Source organism: Pseudomonas sp. PH1b (genome assembly GCF_000633395.1).
Taxonomy (GTDB): domain Bacteria; phylum Pseudomonadota; class Gammaproteobacteria; order Pseudomonadales; family Pseudomonadaceae; genus Aquipseudomonas.
Genome location: NZ_AYMU01000008.1, coordinates 63,327 through 84,937 on the forward strand (window position 1 = coordinate 63,327; position 21,611 = coordinate 84,937).

Annotated in this window: 15 protein-coding genes; 5 read left to right on the forward strand and 10 right to left on the reverse strand. The window is 61.5% G+C overall.

Translation table 11 applies throughout. From position 1 onward, the window contains the following. Positions 1 to 14 precede the first annotated feature (14 nt). Positions 15 to 1,241, forward strand: coding sequence for an MFS transporter (locus U873_RS0114670; RefSeq protein ID WP_025128976.1), 1,227 nt, complete (start codon positions 15 to 17; stop codon positions 1,239 to 1,241). Between the two features lie 34 nt (positions 1,242 to 1,275). On the opposite strand, the gene U873_RS0114680 is transcribed toward U873_RS0114670, so the two are convergent. Both U873_RS0114680 and U873_RS0114685 read right to left on the reverse strand, forming a co-directional pair. Further along, positions 1,276 to 2,367, reverse strand: a complete 1,092-nt coding sequence (locus U873_RS0114680; protein ID WP_371261312.1) for a polyamine ABC transporter substrate-binding protein — start codon at positions 2,365 to 2,367, stop codon at positions 1,276 to 1,278. A gap of 108 nt (positions 2,368 to 2,475) precedes the next feature. Beyond that, complete coding sequence (locus tag U873_RS0114685) at positions 2,476 to 3,291, reverse strand: carbon-nitrogen hydrolase family protein (RefSeq protein WP_025128978.1); 816 nt, start codon at positions 3,289 to 3,291, stop codon at positions 2,476 to 2,478. A 115-nt stretch (positions 3,292 to 3,406) separates the two neighbouring features. Here U873_RS0114685 and U873_RS0114690 point away from each other — a divergent pair, with 115 nt between their 5' ends. Then, positions 3,407 to 4,216 (forward strand): helix-turn-helix transcriptional regulator, encoded by an 810-nt coding sequence (locus U873_RS0114690; RefSeq protein ID WP_029978414.1) that lies wholly within the window; start codon positions 3,407 to 3,409, stop codon positions 4,214 to 4,216. Between the two features lie 126 nt (positions 4,217 to 4,342). On the opposite strand, the gene U873_RS0114695 is transcribed toward U873_RS0114690, so the two are convergent. Beyond that, positions 4,343 to 5,440 (reverse strand): P1 family peptidase, encoded by a 1,098-nt coding sequence (locus tag U873_RS0114695; RefSeq protein WP_025128980.1) that lies wholly within the window; start codon positions 5,438 to 5,440, stop codon positions 4,343 to 4,345. Between the two features lie 328 nt (positions 5,441 to 5,768). Next, positions 5,769 to 7,241, reverse strand: a complete 1,473-nt coding sequence (locus tag U873_RS0114700) for an aldehyde dehydrogenase (RefSeq protein ID WP_025128981.1) — start codon at positions 7,239 to 7,241, stop codon at positions 5,769 to 5,771. A gap of 129 nt (positions 7,242 to 7,370) precedes the next feature. Between U873_RS0114700 and U873_RS0114705 the strand changes: the two genes are divergently transcribed. Continuing rightward, positions 7,371 to 8,285 (forward strand): AraC family transcriptional regulator, encoded by a 915-nt coding sequence (locus tag U873_RS0114705; RefSeq protein WP_025128982.1) that lies wholly within the window; start codon positions 7,371 to 7,373, stop codon positions 8,283 to 8,285. Here the strand turns inward: U873_RS0114705 and U873_RS0114710 are convergent. From U873_RS0114710 to U873_RS0114720, 3 genes are all read right to left on the reverse strand, one after another. Continuing rightward, on the reverse strand, positions 8,282 to 9,031 hold the full coding sequence (locus tag U873_RS0114710) for an SDR family NAD(P)-dependent oxidoreductase (protein ID WP_025128983.1): 750 nt from the start codon (positions 9,029 to 9,031) through the stop codon (positions 8,282 to 8,284). The two genes, U873_RS0114705 and U873_RS0114710, sit on opposite strands and share 4 nt — an antisense overlap. Positions 9,032 to 9,255: 224 nt before the next feature. Beyond that, positions 9,256 to 11,538: a P-loop NTPase fold protein gene (locus U873_RS0114715; protein ID WP_025128984.1), complete on the reverse strand. Its 2,283-nt coding sequence runs from the start codon at positions 11,536 to 11,538 to the stop codon at positions 9,256 to 9,258. Between the two features lie 57 nt (positions 11,539 to 11,595). Further along, entirely contained in the window at positions 11,596 to 13,005 is a 1,410-nt protein-coding gene (locus tag U873_RS0114720) for a hypothetical protein (RefSeq protein ID WP_025128985.1), read from the reverse strand. Between the two features lie 362 nt (positions 13,006 to 13,367). On the opposite strand from U873_RS0114720, the gene U873_RS0114725 reads away from it, so the two are divergent. Together U873_RS0114725 and U873_RS0114730 are read left to right on the forward strand one after the other, a co-directional pair. Further along, positions 13,368 to 13,994, forward strand: coding sequence for a response regulator transcription factor (locus U873_RS0114725; RefSeq protein WP_025128986.1), 627 nt, complete (start codon positions 13,368 to 13,370; stop codon positions 13,992 to 13,994). A 10-nt stretch (positions 13,995 to 14,004) separates the two neighbouring features. Beyond that, a complete protein-coding gene (locus U873_RS0114730; protein ID WP_025128987.1) occupies positions 14,005 to 17,226 on the forward strand; it encodes an ATP-binding protein in 3,222 nt (1,073 codons plus the stop codon). Between the two features lie 8 nt (positions 17,227 to 17,234). On the opposite strand, the gene U873_RS0114735 is transcribed toward U873_RS0114730, so the two are convergent. The 3 genes from U873_RS0114735 to U873_RS0114745 form a co-directional block, all read right to left on the reverse strand. Then, on the reverse strand, positions 17,235 to 18,275 hold the full coding sequence (locus U873_RS0114735; RefSeq protein WP_025128988.1) for a fimbrial protein: 1,041 nt from the start codon (positions 18,273 to 18,275) through the stop codon (positions 17,235 to 17,237). 3 nt (positions 18,276 to 18,278) lie between these two features. Continuing rightward, entirely contained in the window at positions 18,279 to 20,789 is a 2,511-nt protein-coding gene (locus U873_RS0114740) for a fimbria/pilus outer membrane usher protein (protein ID WP_025128989.1), read from the reverse strand. An 83-nt stretch (positions 20,790 to 20,872) separates the two neighbouring features. Beyond that, on the reverse strand, positions 20,873 to 21,598 hold the full coding sequence (locus U873_RS0114745; protein WP_025128990.1) for a molecular chaperone: 726 nt from the start codon (positions 21,596 to 21,598) through the stop codon (positions 20,873 to 20,875). Between the last annotated feature and the right edge of the window lie 13 nt (positions 21,599 to 21,611).

Sequence of the window (21,611 nt, forward strand, 5' to 3'; positions counted from 1 at the left end):
GGCCTGGATAACTCATGTCCACGAATACTCACGCCTGCAATAAAGCGCCGTCCCGAATCTTTCTGGTCTTTCTGACGCTGTCACTGATGGTGTCCTTGATGAACAGCAGCGTGCCAACGCCGCTGTACCCCTTCTATAAGCAACAGCTGCAGTTGAGCGCCGTAGAGCTGACGTTGATCTTCGGCGTGTACGGCGTCGGCGTCCTGCTGTCGCTGCTGACCCTGGCCGGGATCGCCGGGCGCCTGCCGGACCTGCGCAAGCTCTTGCTGCCCGCCGCCAGCCTGGTGGTGCTGGGCGCCTGGCTTTTTTCCCAGGGCAACTCCCTGTGGCAACTGGGTAGCGGGCGGCTGATCGCAGGCCTGGGCTCGGGGGCGATGACCGTCGGGGTCAACCTGGCGCTGTTGCGCTTCGGCCCCGCCGACAACGGCAAGCTCGCGGCGCTGCTGGCTACCCTGGCGATGGTCAGCGGGCTGGCCCTGGGCCCGCTGCTCAGCGGTGCCGCCCTGCAGCTGGAGCTCTATCCCCTGATGCTGCCGTTCTGGTTGATCATGCTCCTGGGGCTGGCGGCCTGCGTCGGTGTGCTGGGATGCTGGCCGTCAGCGCCGACCCTAGCGCCGACCGTTGCCAACCCGCCGCCGATCAAGTCCCCCGGGCTGATCCAGAGCCTGCAGGGCATTGGCCTGCCCTATCACCTGTGCGCCTGGGCGGTGTTTTTCAGTTGGTCGTTTGCCGCCTGCGTGTTCGTCATCGGCCCTGGAGCCGCCGAGCAACTGCTGGGGCTGCAGGACCACGGAATATTCGGCTACGGCATTTGCGCCTATCTGCTGATCGCCGGGGCCAGCCAGCTGTTCTGCCAGCGCCTGGAGGCCCGGCGCGCCCTGCTGGGCGGCCTGCTGTGCCAGAACCTGGCCTTCGTCATGCTGCTGATGGCCTTCTACCAGGGCTCCTTGCTGTTGGCGGTGCTGGCCATGATCGTCGGCGGCTACGCCTACGGCGCAATCTTCGTCGGCAGTGCCCGGCTGATCAACCAACTGGCCCAAGGCCGTAGCCACGGCACGCTCATCGCCTACTTCTACATGACCATCTACGGCTTCAATGCCGTGCCGATTCCCCTCGGCCTGCTGGTGGACTCATCCGGCATGGCCCGGGCGATCAACAGCGCGCTGATCGTGTTCCTCGTGCTCGGCAGCGCGCTGTTGCTGATGGCCCACAGAACCCGCCTGGCCTGCCCGCGCCCGTGACCGCGGAGCCGGGCCCAAGCCACCACCGGCACCGCTAGCTGCCGCTCTTGACCTTGCTCCAGACCCGGGTCCGCACCCGCTCCAGTTTCAACGGCAGCGGCTCCAGGGGGAACAGAGTGTCGAGCACTGCCTGGCTCGGGTAGACGCTGGGGTTGTCGCGGATCTTCTGCTCGATCAGCGCCTTGGCGGCCAGGTTGCCGTTGGGGTACTTCAGGTAGTTGGTGGTCTGGGCGATCACTGCCGGGCGCAGCATGTAGTCAATGAACTGCAGCCCCTGTTGCGGGTTGGGTGCATCGTTGAGCAGCACCAGGCTTTCGACCCAGATCGGCGCGCCCTCCCGAGGGATGCGGTATTCGATATGCCGGCCATTGCCAGCCGCTTCCGAGGCGGTCCTGGCGTCCAGCACGCCACCGGCCCAGCCCAGCACCACGCAGATATTGCCGTTGGCCAGGTCGGTGATGAATTTCGAGGAATCGAAGTAGCGCACATAGGGGCGCAGCTTCAGCAACAGGGCCTCGGCCTGGCGATAGTCCTCGGGCTTCTGGCTGTTGTAGGGCAGGCCCAGGTAGTGCAAGGCGATGGGAATTACTTCGCCTGGGGCATCCAGCATGGCCACGCCGCACTGGCTGAGCTTGGCCAGGTTGTCTTCCTTGAAGATCAGGTCCCAGGAATCCACCGGTGCGTCGGCGCCGAGGATCGCCCTGACCTTGTCGGCGTCATAACCGATACCGGTGGTGCCCCACAGGTAGGGCACGGCGTAGCGGTTGCCCAGGTCGTTGCCCTGGACCTTGGCCAGGATCTGCGGGTCCAGGTGGGACCAGTTGGGCAATTGGCTGCGGTCCAGCTCCTTGAGCACCCCGGCCTTGATCAGGTTCGGCAGCAGGTCGCCGGTGGCCACCACCACGTCGTAGCCGCTGCGCCCGGCCATCAGCTTGCTCTGCATGACATCGCTGTTGTCGAACACGTCGTAGGTCGCAACGATCGAGGTTTGCGCCTGGAAGTCCTTGGTGGTGTCCGGGGCGATGAAGTCGTACCAGTTGTAGATGTGTACCTGGGGCTCGGCGCTGGCGGCGCACGCCAGGCTGAAACTGAACACCAAGGCCAGGGCCCGTCGGGCGCAGCGCATGCTTGTCATCGGGATACTCCACAGCGCCGGCTTCCGCCCCTGGGGGGACAGCACCGTGCCTGCTGATAGTGGGATTGTTGTGGCAGGAATCAGAGCGCTGAAGCTGCGTCAGGGAATCAACAGTTCACGACGACCGTCCGGGTGGTCGATGCGTTCGCCGTTCAAGAACAAGCGACGGTCGCTGAGGTAGTGGTAATCGCGGCGGGCAGCCTGGAGCTGCTGCGGATCGAGGCTGACCACCTGCCGGCACTCATCGCGCCCGGCCTCGAACAGCACCCGGCCGAACGGATCGATGGCGGCGCTGCCACCGGCGAACACCAGCCCGTCGTCGCCCTCGCCGACCCGATTGACCATCACCGCGAACAGCTGGTTCTCCTGGGCCCGGGCCATGATCGCGGTGCGGTGCACCGGCCCATAAGGGTCCATATTGCCGTTGCTGACGATGATCAGCTCGGCCCCCAGCTGCGCCAGGGCCCGGGCGCTTTCCGGCAGCTCGATGTCGTAGCAGATCAGGAGGCCGACCCGCAGGCCCTTCCACAGCACCGTGGCATAGCGGTCACCGGGACGGAAATCGCCGCGCTCCGAGGGCCACAGATGGGTCTTGCGGTAGTGCAGCGCGATGCCTTCGGGGGTCAGCAGCAACGAGCTGTTGTAGTAGTGGCCTTCGGCACTTTCCGCCAGGCCGATGACCACCGCCACATTGCGCTGGCGCACCACCTGCAGCACCGCCTGCACGCTCGGCCCGTCGAGGGGTTCGGCGCACAGCGGCAATTGTTCGGCGCCGACGAACCCGCTCAGGCAGGTTTCCGGAAACACCAGCAGATCGGTGTCCGCGGCGCAGGTTGTAATGGCTTCGAGCACCCGCCCCAGGTTATAAACGCTGTCGCCGTCACGGCCAGCCAGTTGCACCAGTTCAATCTTCATCTCTGATCCTTGCACGCGTTGGAGGCGTCGCCGATGGCCGCTACAGGCACCGGCGACCCTTGGAGTATGGAGCGCCGCACAGCGGCAAAGAATCACTTCGATGGGGTACCCCGCTATGGGTAGCGAAACGCACCTGACCTTGCAGGATGTGGCCTGGCACGACGCCGTGGGCCGCTTGATCGAAACCCTGGACCAGGAGCATTTCTGGAGCGCGCTGGTACGCCTGCTCCGCCACTACGTGCCGGTGGACAACTGGGTGGTGCTGATCTTCAGCCCTGGCCGGCCCCGGGTCCTGGCCGAGTCCGCGGCGGCAGACGGCGAGCCGGACGCCCTGTTCCAGGACTACCTCAAGGGCCTGTACCTGCTGGACCCGTTCTACATCCACAACCGGGAAACGCCCCGCAGCGGTCTGTTTCGCCTGGAGGACGTGGCCCCGGAATGCTTCGAGCAGACCGACTACTACCAGCGCTATTTCCGCCTCAACGTGGTGGCCGACGAGGTGCACATCAATGTCCAGCTCGATGGCCAGCGCACCCTCAGCCTGTCCCTGGGCTGCCAGTGCCGCTTCAGCCCCGAGCAGACCGCCCTGCTGGGGCTGGTCCAGCCCTGGGTGGCGGCGCTGATGCGCCAGCGCCTGGTGTTCGAGCGCGAGCCGGCGGATCTGCCCCAGCCCGCGCCCAGCTGGCAGAGCCGCCTGGAACAGGCCACCTGGCAATCGGGCACGGCCCTTTCGGCGCGGGAAATGGAAGTGGTTCAACTGCTGCTCAGCGGCTGCTCGAACAAGGAAATCGCGCGCAAGCTGGCGATTTCCGCCGAGACCGTGAAGGTGCATCGCAAGCACCTGTACAGCAAGCTGGGGATCAAGTCCCAGTCCGAGCTGTTCGCCCTGTTCCTGCAGGCCCAGGAAGGTGGCGAGCAAGGCTAGAGAGGCAAAAAAAAAGCGAGCGGACCACTCAAGATGCGCTCGCCAGATCAAATCGTGGATCAGCCCGTTTGCGGGCCCCCGCAGCGGTCGGTCAGGCAACCCGTCAGCAGGGCCGGGCCATCGCTTTCAGCGGCGCCAGCCCACCTGCTCCAGGGCCGCCAGCAGGCCCTCGGGCTTCAAGGCCAGGACTTGGCGGCCACAGCCGCTCAGGTCATCGGCGGCCAGCATCGCATTCAGGATCGCCTCCTCCACAGCATCCGCAGCGGCCAGGAACAGTGCCGAGATGTAGTCGTTGTTGACCATTTGCACAGCCGTGGTCGGCGCCCCCGGATGCCCGTGGTTGGCCACCGGCAGGTTGCGGTTGCCCACCGAGAACGCCAGGAAGATATCGCCGCTGGAATCCTCAGTCCCGCCACCGACCCGGGCCAGGCCGACACTGGCTCGCTGTGCCAGCCGGGTGCACTGGTGCGGCAACAAGGGTGCATCGGTGGCAATGGTGATGACGATCGAGCCCATGCCCGGCTCGCCGACATGGCCCGCGCCCTTGAACGGCGATGCCACCTCAGCCAGCACCCGGCCCACCGGGTAGCCCGCTACGCGCAACTCTTCGCGCACGCCATAGTTGGCCTGTACCAGTGCACCCACGGTCCAGCCCCCCTGCTCCTGGCTCAAGACCCGCGATGCAGTGCCGATGCCCCCCTTGAATTCATGGCAAATCATCCCGGTGCCGCCGCCGACATTGCCCTCGGCCACCGGCCCCGAACGTGCCTCGCCCAGGGCCGCCGCCACATGCTCGGCCGTGACATGCTGCCCCCAGATATCGCTCAGCACCCCGTCGTAGGTCTCCAGCACCACCGGCATGCACCAGTAAGTGTGTTGCCTGGCCATCTCCCGCTCGGCCGCCACCAGCGCATCGCGGACCACACCCACACTGTGGGTGTTGGTGTAGGCAATCGGCGAGGCCAGCAGGCCCGCCTCGCGAATCCACTCCAGGCCCGTGGCGTCACCATTGCCATTGAGCACATGGACCCCGGCAAAGCAGGGTTCCAGGTGCGCCGATCCGCTGCGCGGCTCGATCACCGTCACCCCGGTATGAATCGACGCCTCGGCGGTTTCCAGGCTGAGGGTGTGATGGCCGACCCGCACGCCGGGCACATCGGTAATAGCGTTGTAGACGCCTGGGGTACCCGAACCCAAGGTGATGCCAAGGTCGCGTAAACGCATTGTTGCACTCTCCACATTCGATCGATTAAGGGCTCGAAGTGTAGGAACCTGCACTGCAATTGACGATAACCCTCATTTGTTACCCCCAGCAGGTTAATGCCCTGCGGGGTAACTAAAACGCACCGGCTACGTCGCAAAAGTTACTGCCGGCGGAGATAAAAGTTAATAAAGACAGACCCGGCAATATGCATGATCAGCACAAATCAGGAGGCGGACCCTGCTCTTCGAAAGAGCCAGGCGATTCAACTCGCAATCATCAACTCGATAATCAACCGAACACGGCCCGCCCTGAGAAGTTCATCTCTTAAGTTGGAAAAACCCTTGGCAGTTAACGCGGAGCAAACCAGGGTGCCGGCACTTCAGCCTGAACGGTAATGGTCTTGACCTGGGTATAGGCATTCAGGGTTTCGCGGCAGAATTCACGACCGATGCCACTGTTCTTGTAGCCGCCAAAGGCAGTGCCATCACTGATATTGGAGTAGCGGTTGATCCACACCGAGCCGGCCTCCAGGCGGTTGGCGGTGGCCATGGCGTTCTTCAGGTTCGCGGTATAGATCCCGGCGGCCAGGCCGTATTCGGTGTCATTGGCCTGGGCGATCATCTCTTCGTAATCGTCCCACTGGATCAACGACAGCACCGGACCGAAAATCTCTTCCTGGCAAATACGCATGTGATTGCCGGCGAGCAACACCGTGGGCTGGATGAAATAGCCCGCCTCGCAACCGGCAACTTCGGCCCGTGCGCCCCCTACCAGCAGCGTGGCGCCCTCGGCTATGCCGATATCGATGTATTCCAGGACCTTGCGCCCCTGATGGGCCGAGACCAGGCAACTGACCCGGGATTCTTCATCCAGGGGCGAACCGACCCTGACCCGCCGGAACGACTCGATCAGCTTGTCCTTGAAGGCCTCGAAAATATCCCCGTGGACAAACAGCCGGGTGCCGGCCAGGCACGACTGGCCGTTGTTGTGAATCGCCGCGAAGGTGGCGTTATCCACCACGGCGTCCAGGTCCTCGACATCGGCAAAGACGATATTCGCGCTCTTGCCCCCCAGCTCCAGGGTCGCCGGCACCAGGCGCTCGGCAGCCACCCCGGCGACAATCCTGCCCACCTCGGTGCTACCGGTGAACGACAGTTTGCGCACCTGCGGATGGGCACTCAGGGCCGCGCCCACCACTTCACCGAGGCCGGTGACGATGTTGACCACCCCGGCGGGGAAAATCCGCGCGATATGCCGCCCCAGCTCCAGGGTCGACAGCGAGGCATTTTCATCGGGCTTGAGCACCACGGTATTGCCCGCGGCCAGGGCCGGCGCCAGCTTGAATGCCGCCATGATGGCCGGTGCGTTCCAGGGAATGATCTGCCCGCAAACGCCCAGGGGCTCACGCTTGCCCAGGGCATAGCCACCAGCGATCTCGCGACCATGGTCCTCATGGGCCAGGATCACCGAGGCAAAGTAGCGGTAGTGCCGCACTGCGGTTTGGTAGTCCTTGCGCACTTCACTGATGCAGCGCCCCACATCCAGGGCATCGATCCGCGCCAGGCGCTCACTGTCGGCCTCCACTGCATCGGCCAGGGCATTGATCAGCCGTGCGCGCTCCTGCTGCCCCAGGGCTTTCCATCCGGCAAAGGCGCCATGGGCAGCACTGACCGCACGATCAACATCCTGTTCATTGCAGTAATGGATAGTTGCCAGGCACTTGCCCGTCGCCGGGTCCTGTGCGGTAAATGTGCCGTTATTGTTTATTTCAAATACGCCGTTAATCAACGGCCCGTACACTTCAGAAAATTCGACGTTCATGATCCTGCCTCTTGAAATTGAAACTCTCGACAAACTGCTATAGGGATAAAAATGGCGCTTTATATATCTCGCTGGATAATCACGGTGTTAACATCCCTCTCCCACTTTCAACAACACAACGGATGACCAATGGACCCGCTCTCAGGTGTTCTGTCTTTATTGCGCATTCGCAACTATCACTCTGCAACATTGAAACTGGCAGGCGATTGGGCATTCAGCTTTCCTGAAAATGCCGGGATCAAGTTCACCACCGTGGTCCAGGGTGGCTGCTGGTTATTAGTTGAAGGCGAACAACCACAACAACTGCAACAAGGTGATTGCTTCCTGATGACCCGGGGCGTTCCCTTCGCCCTCTACAGCGATATGACTCAGGTTGCGCTGGATTCCACCCCGTACTTTCGACGGCTCGCCGAAGATGAGATCGCCCTCGATCATGGTGGCGAACAGACCCAACTGGTCGGCGGCCGCTTCGAGTTCACCGGAGTGCCGGCCCAGGTCCTGCTCAGCACCCTGCCGTCACTGGTCCACATCACCGGGGCTTCAGCCCAGGCGTCCATCCTGCGCTGGGCCCTGGAGCGATTTACCTCGGAGCTGCGCCAACACAAGCCGGGGCGCTCGCTGATGACTGAACACCTGGCTCACATCATGCTCGTTGAGGTGCTGCGGGCTCACCTGAACGCCCTCGGCAGCGAAGGCACCGGCTGGTTTGCCGGCCTCGCCGACCGCAACCTCAGCGCCGCGCTGAGTGCGCTGCATGCCGACCCGGCGCGACGCTGGTCTGTGGAAGAGCTGGCCCAACGGGCGAACATGTCGCGCTCGGCCTTCGCCCTGCGCTTCAAGAGCATTGTCGGGGTCGCCCCCATGGAGTACCTGACCCGCTGGCGCATGCTCCTGGCCAGCGACCGCTTGCGCAATGGCGACGACAGCATCTCCAGCATCGCCTTCTCCCTCGGCTACGAATCGGAAAGCGCCTTCAGCACCGCGTTCAAGCGGGTGATGAGCGAAGCGCCGCGGCACTACCAACGCGGGCAACAACGCCGCTAGCGCAAGCCACCGCCGATGATCAGGGTCTCGCCGGTGATCCAGCCGGCAGCGTCCGAGGCCAGGAATGCCACCGCCGGTGCAATGTCCCGGGGGCTGCCGATCCGCCCCAGGGGCGTGATGGACTCGATCTTGCTGCGGAACTCGTCGGCGAAGAAACCACTGGCGTGCACACCCTCGGTCTCCACCAGCCCCGGGTTCACCGAGTTGACCCGGATCTTCCTGGCCCCCAGCTCATTGGCCAGGGTGCGGGTAATGGCGTCCACCGCCCCTTTGGACGCGGTGTAGACCGTGGAGTTGGCCGGGGTGAACGAGGTGACACTGGAGCTGATGTTGACGATGCTGCCACCGGCCGGGTTGAAGTATTCGAGGGCGGCCTGGGAGCAGAGAATCAGGCCCAGGACATTCAAGTCGAAGTGGCGGTGGAAGGCTTCTTCGGTGACATCGGCCAGGGCCCCGGTGGAATAGACCCCGGCATTGTTGACCAGGATATCCAGGTGGCCGTACTGATGGCCGATGGTCTTGAACAGCGCCTTGACCTCAAGGCTTTTCGAGACATCGGCCTGGATCGCAAAGGCCCTGCCGCCCTGCTCGACGATCTGCGTCACCAGCTGCTCGGCATCGGCCTGGCTGCGGGTGTAATTGACGATGACCGTAGCGCCCTCTGCGGCGAGCTGCCTGACGATCTCGGCGCCGATGCCCTTGGAGGAACCGGTCACCAGGGCGATTTTCTTTTCCAGTTTTTTCATGCTTGAACCTTCTGCTGCGCTCGTCAGTCATCTGTTCGCCCAGTGGCACCGGGCGATGGATTGAGCTTAAGCCTGAGGTCCGAGGGTGTTAATCACTGAAAAGCCGGGAAACTTGCTCCAGCGTCCAGGGCAGTGCGTGCAAGGTCCGCTCGCCGCGTTGTAGCAGGAACAGGGTGAAGCGAAGGCATGACGGCAGCTAAACAAGGCTGATCGACAGTTACGGATCACAACAGGCTTTGCAGTGGATGCCAAATATCGCCCTCCCGGCCATTCCACCACGCGGGCAGCGGCAGCAGTTCCACTGCCACGCCACCGCGCAGCAGTCGCTGGTGCAGCTCCTCCAGGTAGACCAGCGTCTGTATTCTCGGCTCGACCTGCATCAGCGCTTCCCAAGCCAGTTCAATGTACCGGGCATGAAGCGGCGCCGAGTACTGGGGCATTAGCGATAGGATCCCGTCCTGCTCCAGGCCAAAGTTACCCAGGTAGCTCATTGCGTTCTCGGCCACTACCGCCTGCTGCCCAGGGTTTCTCGGGCGCCGCATGAGCTGCTCCAGCTGCTGTACTGCCTCCGGTGTTCGATACAAGGGGGACGTCATGGAGTTCAGGACCCAGAGATATTTCGACTCCCCCTTGAGATAGGCGTTGGCGATTCCGTTGGGTAGGAAGAACAGCTCCAGGGCCCGACTGATGAGCTCCGGTATTACTGACTGGCTTATATCCTGCAGGTAAGCCATTCGCAGCTCCGGGTCCTGTCGGCTATAGGTCAGGTTGTTCTGCAACTCCTGGGCCTGACGATAAACCACCGTAGGGTCGTTGCAGCGCCGGGCGATGTCGCGGGCCAGCGCCCGTTCACGCTGGCGCAGGTCGCGCTCAAGCGCGGTGTCATCCTGGGTCGAGTAGTTAAAGAAGGTCCTGATCGCCGTTACACAAGTCTCAGGTTCACGACCGACAACGGCCAGCACGCCTCCCAGCTCGCCGCCGTACAAGAGCGCCATCAGTTCAAGCAGGTCAGCACAGTTTTCAGAGGCACGTTCAAACCCGTCGCGCGAGTAGCTCGAACGCGCCTCGTTGCACAGTTGGGCATAGAGGATATTGACAGCCTTGAGCATGTCCGCGGCCACGGCCGCTTCAGCTTCGCCACTTCGATCCACTGCGCCATGAATGAATTCATCAATGATTCGCGGGGTTCTGTGCTCAAGCCAGGCGTCGAAAAACCCTGTGAGCTCGGAAGAGGTAAAGGCCGGTACGCCCACTGCCAGGCTCATCTCGTAGTGGATTTTTTCCAGCCACGACTGGCTATCGATCCGGGCTTTGATCACCTCCTCGAACAGCCCCAGCGCCCAGGTACCTTGCGGGCTGTTGGCGGCATGGGGCGTCATGGCCAGCGCAGCCTGCCGGTGCAGGTTGCACGCCTCTTCATTGGGCGAAGCAAACATCAGTGGCCTGAATGCATTGACGATCTCCTGGAAGTGCTGCGTGAAATACTCCGCCATGCCCGGCTCGCTCTCGCGCAACAGGGTCTGCAGGATAATCCCGCGCCAATCCAGCTCATCCTTTGCGTGCCGATCGCGGGCTGCGCCGAAGACCGACAAGCTGCGGCAGATGCGCTTGGCGTAGCGCGGGTTGCCGGGAAACCACTGGGCGCACTGCTCGATGGCCAGGGCCGGCAGGAACCCACAGCTGTCCGCCAGACTTTTAGCCGCCATTCTCTGCACCTGCTTGGGCGTTGGTGCCGGCAAGGTGAAGGGCAGGTCGATGATCTTGTCGAGAAAATGCTCGGCAGACTCGCCAAAGGCCGCGGAATAGCTGTGCAGCGCCCGGCTGACCAGCGCCTTGTCAAAGGCCAGGACAAACACGAAATCCGGCCAGTCGAGCAGTTCCCGCAGGGCCAGCAGCGTCTGCGGAATCACCTGCGGATCGGCCCGGTCGAGGTCGTCGATGAAGACGATCACCCGCTTCTTTGCCAGTTTTTCGTGCAATGCGCTCAGGTCTTCTGCATCCAGCTGCAGCATGCCACTGAGCTTGTCGAAAACCACTCCGGATACCTGAGCTGCGGCGCTGATCACCGAGGCGTACTCGGCCGAGTCTGGAAGCGGCACCTGGGCAGTGGAGTTCGACACTTTGCTCAGGGTGTCGGTGACCTTTTTACTCAACCGCTTCAACCAGGGCTGCAAGGGCTCGGCCAGGTTCCTGCGGTGCAACTCCGTGGTCAATTGCAGATAGAACTGCGCCATGAACCCCGCCTCTCCGGTGACCTGCCACACGGGCAAGCGCACCACGATGTCGCCGGTCTCCTCGGCAATCTGCTGCAGAAAATTCAGCACACTGGTCTTGCCGCTGCCCCACGGGCCGTACAGGCCGATCCGGGTGGACCAGCCCGTGGGCGTCGCGGTGATCATGCGCTGGATCAGCTTGGCCACCGGCCAGCGGTCCAGGAGATCGTCGGCGCGTTGAGTGAGCGCCGCATCATGCCCGCCCGGGGCGCTGAATACCTGTGTTGCCAACATCTGCCTAGATCCTTGTGCTGGTTTGCGTTTGCCTGCCGGGCTGGATGAGCCGCAGCCCTATTGCTGCTGCGGCTTGATCAGGTCGATGGAAATCATCTTGTGCATGCCACTGAGCGGCACCATGCGCTTGATGTCCATCTGGTAGAAATCGGTCACCGGGCTGATGGACGCCGGCATGCCGGGGGTGCAGCCGGTCAGGCTGTAGAGGTTCATGTAGTCGGCATTCGGCTCGCCCACGGTGCCCTGGCGCATGGACAGGCTGCAACGCAGGCTGCCCTTGAGCCCCGGGCCGCCGTCACCCTGGACTTCCAGGCGCAACGGGCAGACACCCATGCGTCGCCCGCCCATCCAGGGGTCCTGGGCCTGCGGGCATTCCTGATCGCCGACGGTGGCCATGACCTGGCCCACCAGCTGGCGCAGGTCCTTGTTCTGGTCGGGCCAGACTTCGCCGTTGTCGACCATGCGGTCCTTGATGAACAGGGTGTAGCGCACCGGGAAACCGACCTTGTTGCTGAGCATGAAGGCGCCCTGGGAATAGGCGAGCTTGTCACCGGCCTGGCAACCGGCGCGGTCGGTGACGGCAAACTCGGTGGTGTTGAGGTTCCTCATGTCGGTGCCGCCGTTGAACCTGATCAGGCACTGGGCCTGCCGGCCGTCGCGGCAGCCGTTTTCCATCAGGCGCAAGCCTTTGCCGACCACGGCGCTGTCGTCGATGACAAAGCCGTTGAAGTTGCTCATGTCGCTGGGCAGCACGCGGTTGACTCGCAAGTCGACGAGAAAGTCGCCGTTGGCCGCCAGCGAAGGTTCCAGGTTCATCGAGAAGCGCGCGTTGCACTGCTGCTTCAGGGTCACCTTGAAGTTCTGCACGTCCGGCAGGCCGCCGATCATGCCGGCGGCACCGAACGGCAGGCCGAGCACGCTGCCCAGGGTGGTGAGAATGCCCGAGACCATGACCTTGGTCTTGGCGTAGGCGTCCAGCTCGTCATTGGTCAGGTTGCTGACTTGCGCGTCGCTGAAGTTTTTCGACTGATTCCAGTTGAAGCTGGTGGTGGAGCGGATGGTTCCGCTGAGCCGGGCCTCGTCGCAGGCTCCGCGCTCCTGGCAGAACTTGAGGTTGAAGCCCCAGTCCTTGCTGAAGATATCGAGGAAATTGAACATCGGCTTGCTCAGGGCCATCACCAGCATCCCCTGCTGGCGCGCGCCGATCACCACCGGCCCCGTCTCCAGGCCCTTGACCGTGGCATACCGGGGCACATCCACCGGGTACTTGCGCTCGAAGTCCGAGGAGTTGACGTTGAACGGCGGCTCGAAGGTGATGGGATAGTCGCCTTCGTTCTCGATCACCAGGGTGATGAAATCAGGCTCCGCGGCCTGGGCTTCAAGGCTTAGAGCGGCCAATGGCAGGCCTAGCAGGCAACTGATCAGCAAGGCTGTCTTGCAACGGGTCCAGAGTCGGGTTCTGCGCATCGCCAATCCTTGAGCATGGGGTGAGGGGCGCTCACTTTAAATGCTTTATGGCGCATTGCCATCCCCCCGCCCTGGCGCTGCTTGCCGCGGATCGGCCCTGGAGCGTCGCGGTCATCATGCGCGAGAGGGAAATTGAGCTTCGACGCAGTGAATGAGAATTTTCTTGATAAGACTCGGGCCACTTCTCGAACAGAGGCCAGTCGTTTTCTGGTGATCCGGGGGGGCTTATTGGGCATAATTTTTCAAATTTATCTATCCGCATCCTCCTTATTAGTCAGAGATTTTTCTCCAAGAAGAGCAGAATAAACCTACTCTCCTGACTACTCCTTGGCCTTTTGATGTTCCATCCTGGATAACCCGCCATGAGCAAAACTGTACTGATTGTCGATGATCACCCGGTGGTGTGCGAAGCCATTCGGCAAACCCTGGAGGCGCAAGGCTATGTGATCGTCGGAGAAACGGCCGATGGCATCAGCGCTCTGACCATGATCGAGTCGCTCAAGCCGGAGATCGTGATCCTGGATGTCAGCCTGCAGAAAATGGACGGCCTCACGGTACTCAAGCGCATTGCCTTGTTGAATCTGGAGGTGAAGGTCCTGGTGTTCTCCGCCCAGTCGGTCGATACCTACGCCATGCGTTGCCTGCAGGCCGGCGCCAGTGGTTTTGTCAGCAAGAGCGAGCCTCTGAGCAAACTGCTCAAGGCGGTTGAGACCATCGTCGAGGGCTATGTGTTCTTTCCCAAGAAGTCCATGCCGCTGCAGGACACCGACCGCCACAGAAACGGCAGCGACATGCTCGCGGTGCTGACCAACCGTGAGCTGGAGATGCTCAAGCTGCTGACCGAGGGCCTGACCAACCTTGAGATCGCAGCGAAACTGCACCTGAGCAACAAGACCGTCAGCGGTCATAAAATCAACATCCTCAGCAAACTAGGCGTAACCTCAGTGGTAGATCTGGTCAACATTGCCAGGCAAAACAATCTCGTCTGAGAGCCACAATGTGAAGTCACTGAAGCGCCCATGGCTGTTCGTGCTGATGTTACTGCTGTTCGCTCCACTTCTATTTGCCCAGGACTCTGAACTCACCATACGTGCGCGCCAGCCCCTCGAGTTTGTGCGCCTGCAATTGAGCGCCGACGAGCAGGCCTGGCTACGCCAGAAGCAGTCGTTGTTAGTTGCAACCGTCAACCAGGACTTCCCGCCCTACCGTGAAATCAACGATGAGCGCCAGGAAATGGAAGGCATCAGCGCCGACTTCCTGGCTGCCTTGCAACGGGAACTGGGTATCCCGATCAAGGTTCGCACCTACCCTTCGATCAAGGCCGCCTACCAGGCCCTCAGCGCAGGCCAGGTGGATATGGTCGATACCGCAAGCCGGGCTCAGGCCGAAGACCACCATGTACTTCTGAGCCCGCCTTACGCCTTCACCGAGCTGGCACTGTTTGCCGAAAGCGGCGACCTGCGCGACTACAACAGTGACCTGAGCCTGGCCCATACCCGGATCGCCGCCACCCACGGCATAGGCCTGAAGCATTACCAGAGCAACGGAGGGCAAGGCCTGATCACCGTGTACGGATCGCCCCTCTCGGCCATGGCTTCGGTGCTCGATGGCGAGTCTGATGTCTACCTGGGAGACACCCTGTCCACCAGTTATCTGTCCAGCCAGCTGTTCAGCCGGCAACTGGTGGTCAACGTCAGCGCCCAAAGCCCGGAAATCCAGGTAGCCTTCGCCGTCGCGCCACAGGACCGGCGCTTGTATGACTTGCTTGAGCGCGCGCTGGGTGGCCTCGACCGCTGTCAGTTGGCCTCGGCGCTGGCCTTGTGGGGTAGCGAGGAAACCTGCGAGCTGAACGGCTTTCGCGCAAGCCTGGAGGCTGCCGAGCGCGACTGGCTGGACCATGCGCCAGCGGTGCGGCTGGTGGTCAGCGAAGACTTGGCGCCCTATGCATTTTTCAATACGCGAGGCCGCTTCAGCGGTGTCACCTCGAATGTCCTGGACATCATTCGCCACAAGACCGGACTGCGCTTCGACATCATCCGGGTCAGCTCCCTGAGCGAAGCCTATGCTCGGTTACACGATGCCGGGGCGGACCTCAGTGTGCTGACCCATATCACCCCGCACCATGCATCCCTGCTGTTCACCCGCCCTTTTGTCACCGCCCCTTACGTTATCGTGCGGCAGAAAAATGCCCCGCCGTTGAAACCCCTGGACCAGGACGCAACCGGTAAAGCAGCGACCGCCATGGGTTACCTGCAACGCGATGAACTGATCCGGCAGTACCCGAAGTTGCAGATCAGGCAAACCCTGACCATCGCCGATGCGTTCAATCGTGTACGTGCAGGCAGCGTGGATTTCGCACTGGCGCCCGCCAACCTGGCGCGTTACTACCTGTCCTACAAATACGAGAGCAGCTTGAAGATCAACGGTGTCATCACCGGCCAGGAGGCACAGATTGCCTTCGCCGCGCCCAGAACACAGGCACTGTTGACCTCGATCCTGGACAAGGCCATGGCGCAGATCAGCCCGCAGGAATACCTGCAGATTGTCGACCGCTGGCGAGCCAACTCGGCCACCGACGACAAATACTGGGAAGGCGTGGCGTCGTCCATCTGGAACACCTTCGGCGGGCTCGGCGTGATGCTGGCCCTGGCCGCCTGGTGGATTCTCAGCCAGCGGCAGAAGATCATTCGTAAACGATTCGACCTGATGCAACGCCAATTGATTCTCGATGAACTGCGGGTCACCAAGGACTCGGCAGAGAAAGCCAGCCGCAGCAAGACGGTGTTCCTGGCCACCATGAGCCATGAAATCAGAACCCCGCTGAACGCGATCATCGGCATGTTGGAACTGGTCCTGGCGCGCAAGAACGCCGCGGCGCTCAACACCCGTTCAGTGCAGATCGCCCACGAATCGGCGCAGAACCTGCTGGGGCTGATCGGTGACATCCTCGATATCTCGCGGATCGAATCCGGCAAGCTGACCTTGCGCCCCGAAACGGCCAGCCTCAAGGAACTGATCCTGTCCGTGAGCAAGGTGTTCGAAGGCCTGGCCCGGCAAAAGCATCTGGACATCTACCTGGAGCTGGATGCCCTGGCCGCCGAGCAGGTGTGGATCGACAGCCAGAAGTTCAAGCAGATCCTCTCCAACCTGTTGAGCAATGCCATCAAGTTCACCGACCAGGGCTGCATTCGGATCCGCTGCCAGGGCCAGGACAGCCACGACAATTCCCTGGCCTTCAGTGTCAGCGTGGCTGATGAAGGCATCGGCATTGCGCCCTCGCAGTTGCAGCAGGTATTCACCCCTTTCTTTGAAATCGAGGGCGCGGTCAACAACCCCAACGCCGGCTCCGGGCTGGGCTTGTCCATCAGCCATTCGCTGAGCCTGTTGATGGACGGCCACCTGAGCGTGGACAGCGAGCCCGGGGTTGGCACCACCATGACCTTCAAGGCGCGATTCGATCGGGTCAGCGACGAGGTCGGGTGCTTGGCCGATGACCCGGAACAAGCCACGGCCAGTGCCATTGAGCGGCCGCTGACGGTGCTGATCGTCGAGGATCACCTGCCCAGCCAGTACCTGCTGGACCAGCAGATCAACTACCTGGGGCATCACCCGCTGATCGCCAACAATGGCCTGGAAGGCCTGGCCATGTGGCAGGAGCATGACATCGACATCATCATCACCGACTGCAACATGCCGCAGATGAGCGGCCACGAGATGACCCAGGCGATCCGGCGCATGGAAGGCCAACTGGGTCTGCGGCCGTGCATCATTGTCGGCCTGACCGCCAGTGCCCTTCCTGAAGAACTGGAGCACTGCCTGAACTCGGGGATGACCAGCGCCCTGGCCAAGCCGGTCAACCTCACCGGCCTGAATCGGGTGGTGCCCATGCTCAGCCGCGAGCGGCGCCCCGAGGCCAGTGCCGAGCCTGCGCCGAGTGACAAGGTGCCGCCGGCGCTGGCCGAAAAGGTGATCAACAGCAACCTTCAGGAACTGCAGGCATTGCGCAGCGCCATGGCCGCTGGCAACCGCAGCGACCTCAACGCCATTGCCCACAAGCTTAAGAGCACGGCCTATCTGCTCGATATCGAGGAATTGCTGAGCCTGTGCCTGGCCCTGGAGCAGCGGATTGCCGGCGATGCCGATGAGCAGCAACTGGGCGCTGCCGTAGCGCGCCTTGAACAGGCATTGCTGGCCCTCAACCACTCGTTGCAACCAGACTGAAGCAAGGCTTAGTTGTACTCGAGGATATAGTTGAGCGTTGCATCGGCCTTGCCCGGCTTAACCTGGGAGTTCCATCCAATCTTGACGTAGCGGGCCTTGATCGGCAGGTTGTACAACTCGCCTTGAGGCGAAGTTGCCGTCCACTGCATGGATAGCGCCTTGTACGATTTATGGAATGGTAGAGGGGTGTCGCCACTGCCACCGAGTAGAGAAACTTCCACGCCCCTGGCCACGCCGGGAGCCCCAAGAGCGTTCAGGCTCAGACGCCCATCAGTCGACGAGTTACCCTCAAAGTACACCTTGACCGGCAACTTGCTTGCAGCAGGCAAGCCGGTGCAAAGCACATCGAGGTCGAATGACTTGCTAGGTGTAGCCTCGGCCTGCATATCCCCCGCCCAGACCTTGCCCATCGGCACGCTTATATTTTTTTTCACCCCTGCGCAACCGGCAAAATAACCGCCGGTTTCCACTTGGGTGATGCCATTGATATTGATATTCGCGGCGTACCACTGGTCCACCATGAACCTGATCTTGAAGTTCAGCCTGAGGTCGCCGGAACCCACACCTTGGGCTGTCCGAACAAACTCGTATCTAAGACTTGTTACAACACTATTCACCGAATTTATATGGTTTGCATAACTATATGAGGCAGGTATCGAGGCATCGTTCAAACCACTGCCGGACACCTTGAACCTGATGCCTATACCCACTACTCCGGTCTTGTAGACATCTCTATAACCACTCTCAAGTTCTGCGCCACTATCAGGGGCGATTGCATAAGTGGATTTAACGGTAATCACAGGAGGTACGGGACATTTATAATGCTCGCCTGACATTTGATAAACAGCCGAAGTCGCCATTACTTTGCCCACAGCCACCATCTGAAACTTCATGGTGCTCGATGCGTCTACACTGAACTCTCGTCGCTCTGTGTCGTCGCCACTCGAATTACCATTCCACCAATAGCAGTTATTGGGGTTATCCGCCCTCGCTGTATCGAAAGCCATGGTCAAAAACACGATCGCCAGCAACAAAATAATAATTCGCATGGTTTACCTCTCTACATCTTGATCAGCGCAGACCACGGCTACCCGGTCATACACCGTGGACTTGTCCGCTGCCGGCAGTTGGTAGGGGAAGCTGCAGGCGCCGTCACCCCAGGTCACTCGCAACCGCCCTTGTTCCTTGATGCCGAACGCCAGGGCGCGGGCCATGTTGTCCACCACCGCCAGTAGCTGGCCCTGCTCATCGAGCAACAGGGCGCCAAAGGGAATCCGCGCACCGGCGGCGTGGCTCAGCTCGAACTGCACCCGGCGTCCGGACTCGGCCTCGAAGCGCGCCTTGACGATGGCGCCACGGCGCGGCACCAGCATTTTTGAGCTTTCGCTGAGCTCCACATCGCTGCCCAGGGTCTGGGTATCCAGGTTCACCCAGTTGTAGCGGTAGGGCTGCGCATAGCTGCTGACGATGTAGCCGGAACCGTCGCTGCGGGCATTGGAGCCTTGCAGGCCGACGTTCTTGACCCCCGGCACTTCGATCAGGGCGAAGGTCTCCCCCACCGGTTGACCGAAGGTCACGCCGCCGGCGTGGGCCACCACCGACCCGGAGGCCGTGAGGTCCATGTGGCGGCTGTCGCCACTGCGCGAATAGTTGCCCGCCAGCCGCGCCGAGGGCGCGTCCCAACCCAGCCCGACACCGGCGGAACTGTCGATCTGATCCACCCCGGCCTGGGCCGAATAGGACAGGGTCGCGGCATCGTCGATGTAACCGTTGATGCCCGACTGCAGGCTGCGCTGGCCATTGCCCGAAGAGGTCATGTTGCTGTAGAGACGATGGGAGCGCCCCGGGCTGCCAAAGGGAACGCTGAAAGACAGCGACACCTGGTTGTCCGAGCCTTGGGAACTGCCGGAGTTCTGGGTGCGCGACAGCGACAGGCTGTAGCTGACGTTCTTCAGGTTGCCGCTGTAGCCCATCTGCAGGCGCCGGGTACTCCCGGCGCGGTTCCAGTAGCTGGTTTCACCGGCGCTGACGAACAGCGAGCCGCGGCCGCGCAACGACTGGTTGACGTTGAGGTCGATGCGGCTTTTCTGCCGGCCGAAGTTGTAGCCCTCGCTGCGCCCGGAGACGTACTCCTGCTCATCCACGTGCTGGCTCAGGGTGCGGTAGCCATCGGTGGAGTAGCGGTAACCGACCATGGTGAAGGTGGTGTCGGTCTGGTTCAGGGTCTTGGAATAGAGAAAGCGCACACTCTGCCCCTGTTTGTTCTCGCCGTGATCCGGCTGCGAACGGCTGTTGGTCACGTCCAGCGACATGCCGCCCACGGGGGTGTTGAGCCCCAGGCCGAGGTTGAACGCGTCATAGCCCTCGGAGCGCAGAAAGCCGCCGTAGGTAGTGAGGTTGTCGCTGGCGCCATAGACCCCAGTGGCCTGGACCAGGCTCGGCGAGGCGCTGTCCTGGTTGTCGTACTGCCCGGCCGCCATGCTGTATTGCAGGTTGCCGCGCCGGGTCATGACCGGCAGGTAGGAGTAGGACTGTGAATAGCTGCGTTCACGGCCGTCGGCCTCGATGATCTTGATCTCCAGGTCGCCGTTGGCCCCCCCCGGGTAGATGTCGCGGATTTCGAAGGCCCCCGGAGACACCGCAGTGGAGTAGATCACATAGCCGTTCTGCCGCACTTCCACCGTCGCATGGGTTTCAGCGATGCCGCGCACCACCGGTGCATAGCCGACTTCGTTGTCCGGCAACATGCCGATATCCGAGCCCAGCAATACGCCACGAATCCGCGTGCTGTCGAAGATTTCGCCGTTGGTGTACAGCTCGCCGAAGGACACCCGGCTACTGAGACTGGACACATCGCGCTCCACATAGCTGCGGTTGCTGGAGAACTTGCGCTGCATGCCCGTGCCCTGGGTCAGCGACGATTCGTTGCGCAGGCGCCATGGGCCGATGTTGAAACCATTGCGCAGGCCCAGGTAGGCGTAGTCGCTCTTGAAACCATTGTTGCTGTTGCGGTTGAAGTTGGCCTGATAGTCGCTGAAGCCCGCAGTGATGCCTTCGTCCCACAGCGAGGGGTCAACGTAACCGTGAGCGTTACGCAGGATATAAGCGTGGGGAATGCTCACCGACAAGGTCAGGCTGGCCACGTCGAGTTCTGCCGAAGCATTTTCGATGCGGTCGATATCGTAGATGTCCGCTTCATCGCTGCCGGCCAGCAACAGGCCTTCCTGCTCCAGCCGCTGGATGTTCACCCCCAACTCGCGCAACAGGGCGATGGAGAGCAAGGGGCGCACCACACCGCTTTCGCTGTCGGCGGCGAAGGTCACTTCCTGCCGACGGCTCAGGGTCTGGTTCAAGTACAGATCGACACTGTAGGTGCCGGGCACCACGCCGTTGTTCTTTTCAAAAAAATGCAGGTCTGTCGCGGCGCCTTTATCCTTGAGAAAGTACGGGTTGAACTGCGCAGCCAGAACACTAGGCGAACTGAGCAAGCCGAGCAGCGCCAACCAGGAAAAACCTGCCTGAAAACTGAACTTAAAACTCCATTTTTTTCTTGAATCCGACATGAGTTTATCCGGCTTCCCATATGAGAGGCTGCGCTTAATTCAAGTAATGAAACCCATCAAGAATATAAAACGCTCAACCAGGTTTATTGACCGAGTTTGGTTTCGTGCTTGATCAGGGCGCCATAATCATTGATCGATTCCCAGTGAAGCTGGGCTTGGCCTTTGGGCATTGCACCAAGGCTTCTGACTTTCATGTAGGCGGTGCTTTTCGGGGCAATCATTTGCTCTTGCACGTTGTAGCTTTGTTGCCCGCTACTCAATGTCAAAGTTCCCAGGGAGATGTTCAAGGCTGAAGGGTTTTGCACTTCCAGTTGAACCGCGCCATCACGGGTTACCAGGCGCCAGTGCAATTGGCTGGCGGATTCTTCCAGGGTTGCAGTCACCGCCGCCGGGCGATAGAACACTTTGATTCGCTGGCGGATTGCCACCTGCAGGGAGTTCTCTTCCTTGGCCTGCTGGGGGATTTCCTGGACGTTGAGCCAGAACACCGATTCACGGTCCTCGGCCAGGCCCTTGCCGTGGTAGAAGATGCGCAGCATCTGTTGCTTGTTGCCGCCCATCCGCGCCAGCGCCGGGGTAATGGCGAAGGGTACATCGGCGTCCTGATCCCGGGCATCCGCCTCGATCCACGACTGGATCATGATGTCCGCCGAGCCTAGGTTTCTCACCAGGATCGAGGCTTCACGATCGGCCGCCGGGTAGACAATACGGGTGCCGCCCAACTGGATTCCTGCCGAACAGACACCGGAAAACACCCACAGCGCCAGGATCAGCGCCGGGCGATAACGCACTGTAAAAAAACTTTTCATAAGTCACTCGCTG